An 11,607-nucleotide genomic window follows, 5' to 3' on the forward strand; every position below is an offset into this window, starting at 1 on the left:
CCGCCAGCGGCTACACTCGCTAGCTCTCATCGCAGTGCAACATACGCCCCGGCCCTCCCATGGAATATCTCGATCTCTCCCCTTGCAGCACCGCCAGCGGCACCATCCGCCTGCCTGGCTCCAAGAGCATCTCCAACCGCACGCTGCTGCTAGCCGCCCTGGCCGAGGGCAGCACCGAGGTGCGCGGCCTGCTTGATTCGGACGACACGCGCCGCATGCTGGAGGCCCTGCAGGCGCTGGGCGTGGCTTGGGAGCAGATTGCTGAGCGCGACTACCGCGTGCACGGCGTGGGCGGTGCTTTCCCGGTCAAGTCGGGCGAGCTCTTCCTTGGCAATGCCGGCACCGCCTTCCGCCCGCTGACCGCGGCACTGGCGCTGATGGATGGCGACTACACGCTGAAGGGCGTGGCGCGTATGCATGAGCGGCCGATTGGCGACCTGGTCGATGCGCTGCGCGAGCTGGGAGCTCAGATCGACTACCTGGGCCAGGAGGGCTATCCGCCGCTGCGCATCCGCCCTTGGCAGAACCAGCACGACGCCACGCCGGGCCTGCGCACACGCGTGCGTGGCGATGTATCGAGCCAGTTCCTGACCGCGCTCCTGATGGCCCTGCCGCTGGGCGGCGAGGATGCACGCATCGAGGTGGTCGGCGAGCTGATCTCCAAACCCTATATCGATATCACCCTGAATCTGCTGCGCCGCTTTGGCGTGCAGGTGGAAAGACGCGGCTGGAATGAATTCCAGCTGCCGGGCCGCCAGCGCTACCACAGCCCGCGCACCATCCATGTGGAAGGCGATGCGAGCTCGGCCTCCTATTTCCTGGCTGCTGGCGCGATTGGTGGCGGGCCGGTCCGGGTGGAAGGCGTGGGCAATCACAGCATCCAGGGCGATGTGAAGTTCGCCGAAACCCTGGCTCAGATGGGCGCGCTGATCGCCATGGGCGAGGACTGGATCGAGGCCACCGGCCCGGTGGTGGCCAAGGGCAAGAAGCTGACCGCCATTGATGCCGACCTCAACCATATTCCCGATGCGGCGATGACGATTGCGGTGCTGGCGCTGTTTGCCGATGGCACCACCACCATCCGCAATGTGGCCAGCTGGCGCGTGAAGGAAACCGACCGCCTGAGCGCGATGGCCACCGAGCTGCGCAAACTCGGTGCCACGGTGGACGAAGGCGCCGACTATATCGCCATCACCCCGCCGGCCGCGCTGACGCCGAATGCGGTTATCGACACCTATGACGATCACCGCATGGCGATGTGCTTCTCGCTGGTGGCGGTGGGCGGCACGCCGATACGCATCAATGACCCGAAGTGCGTGGCCAAGACCTTCCCCGAGTATTTCGAGGTGCTGGCCGGCGTCGCACGCTGATTTGCCCGCCCCGGCGCCGGCCCGTAAAATCGCGTCAACGCTTACTAACAAGCCCCTCCCTGCGGAGGGGATTGTTTTTTCAGGAACTACCTACCATGTCCTTGCTCCCGCTTCTTAACGACCGCTTCGCCGCTGCCCTGGCTGCGGTTGGCGCCCCGAATGCCCAGCCGCTGGTTCAGCAGGCTGGCCGCCCCGAGTTTGGCGACTACCAGATGAATGGCGTGATGGGTGCCGCCAAGGCGCTCAAGCTCAACCCGCGCGAGATGGCGCAGAAGGTCATCGATGCGGTCGACCTGGCCGGCATCGCCGCCAGCCTCGAGATTGCCGGGCCAGGCTTCATCAATATCAAGCTGGCCGACAGCTTCCTCGCCCAGCGCGTGGAAACAGCGCTCGGCGATGCCCAGCTGGGCGTGGACGCCCTGCCGCGCCAGAAGGTGATGGTCGAGTACTCGTCGGTGAACCTCGCCAAGGAAATGCATATCGGCCATCTGCGCGGCGGCATCATCGGCGACGCGCTGGCCCGTATCCAGGGCTTTGTCGGCCAGGAGGTGGTGCGCCAGAACCATGTGGGCGACTGGGGCACCCAGTTCGGCATGCTGGTGGCCTATATGGTGGAGACCAGCAAGACCGGCAATGCCTCGCTCGAACTGGGTGATCTCGACAGCTTCTACAAGAAGTCCAAGGTGCGCTTCGATGAAGACCCGGCTTTTGCCGATACCGCGCGCGACTATGTGGTCAAGCTGCAGGGTGGCGACGCCGAGGTGCTGGCACTGTGGAAGCAGTTCGTGGCGATTTCGCTCACCCACTGCAATGCCATCTACCAGAAGCTCGGCCTCCTGCTGAACGACGACGATGTGCGCGGCGAGAGCTTCTACAACGACGACCTGCCCGTGCTGGTGAATGAGCTGCGCGAGAAAGGTCTGTTGACCGAGAGCGATGGCGCCCAGGTCGTGTTTCTTGATGAGTTCAAGAACAAGGAAGGCGACCCGGCCGCCTTTATCGTGCAAAAGCAGGGTGGCGGCTATCTGTACGCGACCACCGACCTTGGCGCGATTCGCTTCCGCACCCGCGAGCTGAAGCTCGACCGCTGCCTGTATGTGGTGGACTCGCGCCAGGCCCTGCACTTCCAGCAGCTGTTCACCACCGCACGCAAGGCCGGCTTCCTGGCTGCCGACGCGCAGTTCGAGCATATCGGCCACGGCACCATCATGGGTCCGGACGGCAAGCCCTTGAAGACGCGCTCGGGCGACACGGTCAAGCTCGGCGACTTGCTCGACGAGGCGGTGGAACGCGCGTTTGCGCTGGTCAGCAGCAAAAACCCCGATCAGGACGAGGCTACGCGGCGCGAGATTGCCCGCGCGGTCGGCATCGGCGCGCTCAAGTACGCCGACCTCTCGAAGAACCGCAATACCGACTACATCTTCGACTGGGACGCCATGCTCAGCTTCGAAGGCAATACCGCGCCCTATCTGCAGTATGCGTATACACGCGTGCAGAGCATCTTCCGCAAGGTGGGTGACTGGGACCGCCGTGGTGCGCTGCTGCTGAGCGAGCCGGCCGAGCATGCGCTGGCGCTGGAACTGGCGCGCTTTGCCGATGTGGTGCACCAGGTGGCGCGCGACAGCATGCCGCACTTCCTGTGCGCCTATCTGTACAACCTGGCCACCGCCTTCTCGCGTTTCTACGAAGCCTGCCCGGTGCTGCAGGACGGCGTGGCGAACACCTCGCGCCTCAAGCTGTGCGAGCTGAGCGGCCAGACCCTGGCGCGCGGCCTGAACCTGCTCGGCATCGAGGTTTTGGAAACCATGTAAGGGTGGCTTGGACCGGCTCAAACGCCAGAAGTCGGCGTGCGCCGCCAGTCCTAGACCATGAAGCCCGGCTCAGGTGCGGCCAGCACCTGGGCGTTCACCCTGGCCAGCAAGGCCTCACGCGCGGCGGATTCGATGTCTGAATCCGCCTTTTCTTCGTACAGCGGCTTCAGCGTGGCCAGCAAATCCTTGACCCAGCCATAGCGGTTCGGCGTGACCGTGTGCTGGGTACGCACGCCATGTTGGTACTCGGTGATCTCATGGCGCTGACTACCCTGCTGCTGCAGGCTGGCCGCCACCATCAGATGGTCGGCATAGCGGATCTGCGCACGGCTCTCACTCTCCGCCTCGACGCGATGGAAGGTGTAGTACTGGCTGGCCGGGTTGTCGTCCAGCATCAGCTTGCTACCGGCCAGGGGCTGGTGATAGCTGGCCTCGAGCTTGTGATGACGCTGCTGGGTGATGGTTCGCTTCGCATTGTCCCGCCCCTCGATCTCGGTCTGTTGCGATGCCTGGTAGCTAAAGCGGTTCACCTCATCGGGCCGGCGCGGGTTAGGCCGCCGGCTAGCCTGCACCAGATCGATCTGGAAATCCGCCAGACCGCTCAGCATGGCCTGGTCGTGGTCGGCTAAGGGCATGGCGGCCAGCAAGCGCTCATAGGCAGCGCCACCGGTCTGGGTAGGCGCGCTGCGATTGAGCTGGGTAAACGCATCCTGCAACAGTGTGATCAAGGATTTATCGGCACGGCCGGCATCGCCCGCCTGGGCAAAGCGCTGCGCATAGGTGGCCAGCGCCTTCTCACGCTGGGCCGGGCTGCCCAGGATCTGCTGCTGGGCCGTGTCGAGGCGCAGCTCGAGCTTGCCGCTGGCCCCGTCCACGCTGAGCTTGCGTTGCTTGGCATCGATATCGAGCTGCAGGCTCAAATCCGTGCTGCCCGGCTGGTCCTGATCGATGCGCAAGGACAGGCTACTGAACGCCTTGGCGTCGTAAGCGAGCAGGCCCGCCAAGTCCAGCGTCGGCGTATCAGCCGTCCAGGCGGCCAGCGCCTGCTCGAAGCCCTCGGCGAGGCCAGCCAAGGCGGCCCGCTCCTGCTCGTCCAGCGCCGCACTGCTCTCGAAGCGCACCGCCAGGCCATCAGACTGATGGCCGATAAATAAGCTGACCTGGGTGCCAGAGCGCAAGCCGAGGTTCAGGCTCACCTGATTGCTCGCCTGCGTGTGCAAGCCGGCCAGGCGGGCTGCCGGCGCGAGCGCCGCACTGGCGCCGCCCGGATTGAACCAGACGGCCGCCTGGGAATAATCGCTGCCAGCCGTCAGCAGGGCCGCCCCCAAGCCCTGCAGCACCGAGCCATAGCGGCCAAACGCCTGCTGCTTGCTGGCCATCAGCGTCGAGATCGCATCGCCGTCGGCGCGCTCCCATACCGTAGCAACCGTAATGGGCAGGCCATCAGGCATCTGGCCAGCCTCGGCAGCCAGGGCCGCTGCACTGAGCCTCACCACGCTGGCGGGGCTGGCATTGGGTGTATTGGTGGACGCGCCGGCCGGCACAGTTTGTGGCGCGGTGTTCTGCTGTGCGAGCCAGGGTGCCCTGGCGGGGCCGGCTAGGCCGTTGATTAAGCTCATGGCAGGGCAAGGAAGTTGGGCATGACCGAGCTATCGTCCACGCCGCTGGAAAATGAACCCAGGGGCATGAATATAAAAAAACGGCCGGGCGAAAGCCCGGCCATTCGGTCCCTACAAGGCGCGCTAGCTTACTTGGCGGTCTTGAACTGGTTGAAGGCCTTGGTCAGTGCAACCTGGGTCGGCAGGTCGATCACAGCCAGCGGTTGCAGCTTCTGCAGCGCAGCGGCATTCGGGTAGATCTTGGCGTCGCCGCTGATCTTCTTGTCCACCAGGGCATCAGCCTTGGCGTTCGGGTTGGCGTAGCTGACGGTATTGGTAATGGCGGCCACCACCTTGGGATCAAGGATGTTGTTGATCCACTTGTGCGCGTTGTCGGCGTTCTTGCTGTCTTTCGGAATCGCCATCACGTCAAACCACATCATGGTGCCCTTGGCCGGCACCACGTATTCGATGTTCTGCGGCTTCTTGGCGGCAGCGGCACGATCCTTGGCGATATACACATCGCCGTTGTAAGCCATGGCCACGCACACATCGCCATTGGCCAAGAGATCGATCGGGCTGTCGTTGAAGACGCGCACGTCCTTGCGCACAGCCTTCAGGGTGTTCAGCGCGGCAGCCACGCTGTCCTTCGAGAAGTCGTTAGCCGGCTTGCCGTTGTAGATGTTCGCCATGGCGAACAGGTTCTTGGTCATGGTGATGTAGGAAATACCGCAGCTCTTGAGCTTGCTGGTGTACTTCGGATTGAACACCAGGTCCCACTGATCAGCCGGCATCGGCTCATTGCCCAGTGCCTTCTTGACCTTGTCGACATTGATGCCGAAGGCCATGGTGCCCCACATATACGGCACCAGGAACTTGTTGCCCGGATCAACGGCTTCCAGCTTCTTCAGGAATTCAGGGTTCAGATTGGCCAGATTCGGCAGCTTCTTCTTGTCGATGGGCTGGAAGATATTGGCCTGAATCCACTTGCCAGCGTAGTCGGCCGACGGGTAGACCACGTCATAGCCCGACTTGCCGGTCAGCATCTTGGACTGCAGGGTTTCCACGCTGTCGAACAGGTCGTACTTCACTTTCAGGCCCGAGGCCTTCTCGAAGTTGGGAATGGTGTCGGCGGCGATGTAATCGTTCCAGTTGTACACATTCACCGTGCCGGCAGCTTGCACGGCAAAGGTCGTCGAAAGGGCAAGAGCGGCGCCGAGCAGGGTCGGCTGGAAGCGGAACGGGACCATGAGAATTTGAACTCCGGAAGAGCGTTGAACAGCGGCGGGGAGCGACCCGCCAAACCCTGTGCCGATGCGCCTGAAGGCGGGGTTTAGCGGGCGGTATTACACCATGCCGCCTGCCCCAGATGCGAGCAATTTGCACTGCGCCGCTCGCCATTGTGGGCATGCGCGCCACAGCGCGCTGCGGGCGCGCCGGCCCGATCATCGGGCTGCGCCGCGAGCCGGTGCGCTGTTAGAATCGCGGGCCACGCGGCGAGCCTGCTCGCCCAAGCGATTTCACCCAAGCTAGCGAAGATCCCATGCGCGCCTACCTCGACCTTCTGCAACACGTCCTCGACCACGGCACCGAGAAAACCGACCGTACCGGCACCGGCACCCAGTCGGTATTCGGCCACCAGATGCGCTTCAATCTGGCCGAGGGCTTTCCGCTGGTGACCACCAAGAAGGTGCACTTGAAATCCATCATCCACGAGCTGCTGTGGTTCCTGAAGGGTGATAGCAATATTGGCTATCTGAAGGAAAACGGCGTGCGCATCTGGGATGAGTGGGCGGACGAAAACGGCAACCTCGGCCCGGTGTACGGCGTGCAATGGCGCAGCTGGCCCACGGCCGACGGCCGCCATATCGACCAGATTGCCCAGGTGGTCGAGCAGATCAAGCACAATCCCGATTCACGCCGCCTGATCGTATCGGCCTGGAATGTGGGCGAGATCGAGAACATGGCTCTGCCGCCCTGCCACGCCTTCTTCCAGTTCTATGTGGCCGACGGCAAGCTCAGCTGCCAGCTCTACCAGCGCAGTGCCGACCTCTTCCTCGGCGTGCCTTTCAATATCGCCTCCTACGCGCTGCTGGTGCTGATGGTGGCCCAGGTCTGCGACCTACAGCCGGGCGATTTCATCTGGACCGGCGGCGACTGCCACATCTACAGCAACCACCGCGAACAGGTGCAGCTGCAGCTCACACGCCAGCCACTGCCCTTGCCGCAGATGAAGTTGAACCCGGCGATCAAGGACATCTTCGCCTTCCAGTACGAGGACTTCACGCTCGAGGGCTATCAGAGCCACGAGGCGATCAAGGGTGTAGTGGCAGTTTGACACCGGCTCACACCAAAAAACGGCGCACCAAGGTGCGCCGTTTTGATTTCCAACAACCTAGACCAGCGCCGCCGCCCGCCTTGCCACCTTCAGATTGCCCGGTTGCAGGCGGCGCAGTGCCTGGCCGTCGCGGTCGAAGACGTGGAAGGCGCTGGCGTCGGCCGATAGGCTGAGCTGGCTGTCATAAGTGACCTCGACATTGCCGTCGCCGCGTAGCACCACGTCCTGGCCGCCTTCCAGAGTCAAGTAGAGCAGATTGGCTTCGCCCAGGTGTTCGACCAGATTGACCGTGCCGCAAAAGCGCTCGCTGCCCTGCTCGCCCGCCTGCCAGTGTTCGGCGCGTATGCCCAGGGTCACGCGTTCCCCCACGCTCAGGCCACTGCCATCCACCGCGGCGTGTACGGTCTTGCCCCCGGTCAGGCTAATGCTGACGCCCTCGCCCCCCGCCTCAGCCACCACGCCATCGAGCAGATTCATCTTGGGCGAACCGATGAAACCCGCCACGAAGAGATTGGCCGGGCATTGGTAGAGTTCGAGCGGCGTGCCGGCCTGCTGGATGCGCCCGTCGTGCATGACCACAATCTTGTCGCCCAGGGTCATCGCCTCGACCTGATCGTGCGTCACATAGACGATGGTGGCCTTCAGTTCGCGGTGCAGCTTGGCAATCTCCAGCCGGGTCTGCACGCGCAGCGCGGCGTCGAGGTTGGACAGCGGCTCGTCGAACAGGAAGAGCTTGGGTTCGCGCACAATGGCGCGGCCAATTGCCACACGCTGGCGCTGCCCGCCCGATAGCTCGCGCGGCAGGCGTTCGAGCAGATGATCGATCTTGAGGATGGCAGCCGCATGGCGGATGCGTCGCGCGATCTCGGCCTTGTCCGCGCCGGCTACCTTCAGGCCGAAGGCCATATTCTTGTACACCGTCATATGCGGGTAGAGCGCGTAGCTCTGGAACACCATGGCGATGCCACGCTCAGCCGGTGGCAGATCGTTGACGCGCTGATTGGCAATCTGCATTTCGCCGCCACTGATTTCCTCCAGACCGCACAACATGCGCAAGAGCGTGGATTTACCGCAGCCGGAGGGACCAACCAGCACGACGAATTCGCCGTCCTGGATGTCGAGGTCGATACCGGCCAGCACATCATGCTGACCATCGTAGGATTTGCGGATTTGTTGCAGGCTGACTTGGGCCATGACATGACCTCCCTTATTTGACGGCGCCGGCGGTGATACCGCGTATCAGCTGGCGCGAGAAAAACACATAGATGACGAGCACCGGCAGGACGGCCAGCGACAGCGAGGCGAGCACCGCATTCCAGTCGGTGGCGTACTGGCCGATGAATTGCTGCACGCCCAGGGTGATGGTCTGGGTAGCCTCACCTGGGGCCAGAATCAGCGGGAACCACAGGTCGTTCCACACCGGCACCATGGTGAATACGGCTACGGTGGCAATGGCCGGGCGGATCAGCGGCAGGATGATTTGGAAGAAGATGGTGAATTCCCCCACGCCATCGCAGCGCGCGGCTTCTTTCAGCTCCTTGGGTATCTGTTGGATGAATTCGCTAAGGATCAGGATGGCCAGCGGCAGGCCCTGGGCGGTGTAGACCAGCACCAGCGCGCTCAGCGTATTGACCAGCTCCAACTTCACCATCAGTTCCAGAATCGCCACGGTCCCCAGACGTATCGGCACCATGATGCCGAAGGCGAAAAACAGCAGAATCAGGCGTTGGCCGCGGAAACGGTACTCAGATAGCGCCCAAGCCGCCATAGCGCCGAACAGCAGGATCAGCACCAGCGACAGCACGGTCACCGTCAGACTATTGCCGAAGAAGCCCAGAAAGTGCGCCTTACCGAGCACCTTCTCGAAACCGATGGTGGAGAAGGTTTCGCCATTGGGCAGGGCCAGCGGTGCATCGAAAATACCGGCGCGGCTTTTGAACGCGTTGATCAGCACCAGAAACAGTGGGAACAGCGACAGTAGCGTGTAGCCGGCCAGCACCAGATGGGTGAAGCTGCTGCCGGCCAAGTGGCTTACAGGTTGACGCATGGCGGGCCTCCTCAAAACGCGTGCCGCTGCAGGCGGCGCTGCACGGCAAAGAAATACACGCCCACCCCGGCCAGGATGACCAGGAACATCAGCGTCGCCACGGCCGCGCCCATGGTGGGGCTGCCAATCTGCGACTGGTAGCCAAAGAAGGTGCGGTAGAAATAGGTGCCGAGGATGTCGGTGCTGTAGTTCGGGCCGGCCAGCGCGCCCTTCACCGAGTAGATCAGGTCGAAGGCATTGAAATTGCCTACATAGGTGAGGATGGTCACCAGGCCCAGCGTGGGCAGGATCAGCGGCAGGCGTATCTGCCAGAAGATGCGCCAGGCCGACGCGCCTTCCACGCGCGCCGCTTCGATCACTTCCTCGGGAATGGCGATCAGCGCCGCGTAGATCAGCATCATCGGAATGCCGATGAACTGCCACACCGAGATCAGCGCCAGGGTCAGCAGCGCACTGCCCTCCTCGCCCAGCCAGGGCTGGAAGTGCTCGGCCAGGCCGACCTGGGCGAGCAGGCTTTCGGCCACGCCCCACAGCGGCGACAGGATCAGCTGCCAGATAAAGCCGATGATGACCACCGACAACAGCGTGGGCAGGAACAACAGGGTCTGGTAGCTCTTGGCAAAGCGCACGCCCTTCAGGCTTAAGAGCGCGGCCAGCAAGAGGCCGATCGGGTTCTGCACAAGCATATGGATGAAGAAGAACTCGACGTTATTGCCCATCGCGTTCCAGAAGCCATCCGACCACTGCGGGTCGAGCAGCAGCTTGTAGTAGTTGGCCAGGCCGGCAAAGTGCTGCTGCCCGGCTTCATCGGTGTTGAAGAAGCCCAGGCCTAGCGTATCGAGCAGGGGCCAGGCGCTGAAGCTGGCGTAGATCAGCAGCGCCGGGGCCAGGAAGATGGCGATCTGCCATCGGGCGATTCGGTTCATGGTGCGACTTTCCTTGTGCAGGCGCGGTGCGCGCTGCAAGCCATCAGGATGGAATGCAGGCCCCGCCGTCGGCTGGGAAGCAGCGACCACGGGGTGGCGAGGGTGTGGCGCCGCGGGCGGCGGCCGTGGCGAAGCATGTTGGGCATGCCTGGGGTGCTGGTGTAGCGGCCGCAGCGCCCTCACCCAGCCCTGCACCAAGGTGTGGCGCAGGGCTGCCGGGCCTTACTGCTGCGGCTTGTACCACTTGGCGAAACCCGCCTGGATCTGCTGCGCAGCGGCCTTGGGGGCCAGCTTGCCGTTCAGCACCTGGCTGTTCACATTCCACAGCTCGGTTTCCATATTCGGCTCGCCGCGGTTCAGCACCTGGGCATTCAGGCGAATCGTCGAGCCGCAGCTTTTGCGCCAGTCCAGCATGGACTTGGCGACCTGGTCCTTGACCTCGATCGGATGCGAAGACAGCGAGAAGAAGCCGGTGACCTTATTGGTGTACAGGTCGGCAAACTCGGCCGAGGCAATCCATTCGAGGAATTTGCTGGCGTCGGCCTTGTTCTTCGACTTCGGATTGATGCCGATGCCGATATCGGTGTGGTCGGAGATCTGGCACTTATCGCCAGCCTTGGCTACCGGCGGGGCGAACGCGCCAAAGTCGAGGCCCTGCTGCTTGTAGTAGGCGATATCCCAGGAGCCTGCCGGCACGATGGCGGCGCGGCCGCTGGCGAACAGGTTCTGCGTGTCAGCATAGGTCTGCGCGCTATAGCCCTTGGCGAGGTAAGGCGCCCACTTGGCCATCTGCTCCCACACCGCCACGAACTGCGGGTCGGTGAACTTGGCCTTGCCGGCGATCAGTGCCTTGCGGCCGGCCTCGCCCTGCCAATAGTTGGGGCCAATGCCGGTGAACACGATCTGGTTGGCTTCCCACTGATCGGCCGTGCCCAATGCAATCGGGGTCTTACCGGCCGCCTTCACCTTGTCCAGCGCGGCGAAGAACTCAGCCTGGGTCTTGGGTGGAGCGAGCTTGAGGTCGGCGAAAATCTTCTTGTTGTAGAAGAAGCCATGCATGACCGAGGCCATCGGCATGCAGAAGCTGTCCTTGCCATCATCGCTCTGCCAAGCCACCTTGGCACTGGCCGGAAAGTGCTGCATGCCGGGCTTGCCATCCAGCTTCTCGAGCTGGCCCTTCTTGTACAGATCGAGCGATTTGTCGAAAGGACGGCAGGTAATCAGGTCGCCAGCCGTGCCGCCAGTCAGGCGCGCGGTCAGGCTAGAGTCGTATTCGGTCGGCGCGGTGGGGGCGAACTTGACCGTGATGCCCGGATGCTTTTTCTGGAAGGCCGGGATCAGCACGTCTTCCCACAGCGCTTTGTCATCCACACGCCAGGATTCGATGCTCAGGGTGCCGGCCTGGGCCGCGCCCGCCAGCAGGGCGACGCTCAGCATGCTCAGGGTGTGCTTGGTGTGCTTCATTTTCTTGTTGCTCCTCATTGGCGGTTGCGCCCCGGCGCTCCGGGGTTGAGGGC

General features: G+C 63.2%; 9 protein-coding genes. 3 read left to right on the forward strand and 6 right to left on the reverse strand.

Annotation, left to right across the window (positions count from 1 at the left end; translation table 11 throughout):
* The first annotated feature begins 59 nt into the window (after positions 1-59).
* Both aroA and argS read left to right on the forward strand, forming a co-directional pair.
* Entirely contained in the window at positions 60-1,370 is a 1,311-nt protein-coding gene (gene aroA, locus BT173_RS02965; protein WP_072427133.1) for a 3-phosphoshikimate 1-carboxyvinyltransferase, read from the forward strand.
* A 95-nt stretch (positions 1,371-1,465) separates the two neighbouring features.
* The gene (gene argS, locus BT173_RS02970; protein WP_072427134.1) at positions 1,466-3,181 is read left to right on the forward strand and encodes an arginine--tRNA ligase; all 1,716 of its coding nucleotides are present in this window, start codon (positions 1,466-1,468) and stop codon (positions 3,179-3,181) included.
* A gap of 50 nt (positions 3,182-3,231) precedes the next feature.
* Here argS and BT173_RS02975 read toward each other — a convergent pair whose 3' ends face one another.
* Together BT173_RS02975 and BT173_RS02980 are read right to left on the reverse strand one after the other, a co-directional pair.
* Positions 3,232-4,800 (reverse strand): hypothetical protein, encoded by a 1,569-nt coding sequence (locus BT173_RS02975; protein ID WP_139256021.1) that lies wholly within the window; start codon positions 4,798-4,800, stop codon positions 3,232-3,234.
* 128 nt (positions 4,801-4,928) lie between these two features.
* Positions 4,929-6,029, reverse strand: coding sequence for an extracellular solute-binding protein (locus BT173_RS02980; RefSeq protein ID WP_072427136.1), 1,101 nt, complete (start codon positions 6,027-6,029; stop codon positions 4,929-4,931).
* A 293-nt stretch (positions 6,030-6,322) separates the two neighbouring features.
* Here BT173_RS02980 and BT173_RS02985 point away from each other — a divergent pair, with 293 nt between their 5' ends.
* A complete protein-coding gene (locus tag BT173_RS02985; RefSeq protein WP_072427137.1) occupies positions 6,323-7,117 on the forward strand; it encodes a thymidylate synthase in 795 nt (264 codons plus the stop codon).
* Between the two features lie 57 nt (positions 7,118-7,174).
* On the opposite strand, the gene BT173_RS02990 is transcribed toward BT173_RS02985, so the two are convergent.
* From BT173_RS02990 to BT173_RS03005, 4 genes are all read right to left on the reverse strand, one after another.
* Positions 7,175-8,311, reverse strand: a complete 1,137-nt coding sequence (locus tag BT173_RS02990; RefSeq protein ID WP_072427138.1) for an ABC transporter ATP-binding protein — start codon at positions 8,309-8,311, stop codon at positions 7,175-7,177.
* Between the two features lie 13 nt (positions 8,312-8,324).
* The gene (locus BT173_RS02995; RefSeq protein ID WP_072427139.1) at positions 8,325-9,164 is read right to left on the reverse strand and encodes a carbohydrate ABC transporter permease; all 840 of its coding nucleotides are present in this window, start codon (positions 9,162-9,164) and stop codon (positions 8,325-8,327) included.
* Between the two features lie 11 nt (positions 9,165-9,175).
* Complete coding sequence (locus tag BT173_RS03000) at positions 9,176-10,090, reverse strand: carbohydrate ABC transporter permease (RefSeq protein WP_072427140.1); 915 nt, start codon at positions 10,088-10,090, stop codon at positions 9,176-9,178.
* Between the two features lie 222 nt (positions 10,091-10,312).
* Positions 10,313-11,554, reverse strand: a complete 1,242-nt coding sequence (locus tag BT173_RS03005) for an ABC transporter substrate-binding protein (protein WP_245794117.1) — start codon at positions 11,552-11,554, stop codon at positions 10,313-10,315.
* Positions 11,555-11,607 lie beyond the last annotated feature (53 nt).

Origin of the sequence: Chitinimonas taiwanensis DSM 18899 (assembly GCF_900119825.1) — a bacterium.
Lineage (GTDB): Bacteria > Pseudomonadota > Gammaproteobacteria > Burkholderiales > Chitinimonadaceae > Chitinimonas > Chitinimonas taiwanensis.

What these genes read in the sequence shown, in the direction of transcription:
- argS (WP_072427134.1), top strand. Translation starts at nt 1,466, where the DNA reads ATGTCCTTGCTCCCGCTTCTTAACGACCGCTTCGCCGCTGCCCTGGCT.
- BT173_RS03000 (WP_072427140.1), bottom strand. Translation starts at nt 10,090, where the DNA reads ATGAACCGAATCGCCCGATGGCAGATCGCCATCTTCCTGGCCCCGGCG.
- BT173_RS02980 (WP_072427136.1), bottom strand. Translation starts at nt 6,029, where the DNA reads ATGGTCCCGTTCCGCTTCCAGCCGACCCTGCTCGGCGCCGCTCTTGCC.
- BT173_RS02990 (WP_072427138.1), bottom strand. Translation starts at nt 8,311, where the DNA reads ATGGCCCAAGTCAGCCTGCAACAAATCCGCAAATCCTACGATGGTCAG.
- BT173_RS03005 (WP_245794117.1), bottom strand. Translation starts at nt 11,554, where the DNA reads ATGAAGCACACCAAGCACACCCTGAGCATGCTGAGCGTCGCCCTGCTG.
- BT173_RS02995 (WP_072427139.1), bottom strand. Translation starts at nt 9,164, where the DNA reads ATGCGTCAACCTGTAAGCCACTTGGCCGGCAGCAGCTTCACCCATCTG.
- aroA (WP_072427133.1), top strand. Translation starts at nt 60, where the DNA reads ATGGAATATCTCGATCTCTCCCCTTGCAGCACCGCCAGCGGCACCATC.
- BT173_RS02985 (WP_072427137.1), top strand. Translation starts at nt 6,323, where the DNA reads ATGCGCGCCTACCTCGACCTTCTGCAACACGTCCTCGACCACGGCACC.
- BT173_RS02975 (WP_139256021.1), bottom strand. Translation starts at nt 4,800, where the DNA reads ATGAGCTTAATCAACGGCCTAGCCGGCCCCGCCAGGGCACCCTGGCTC.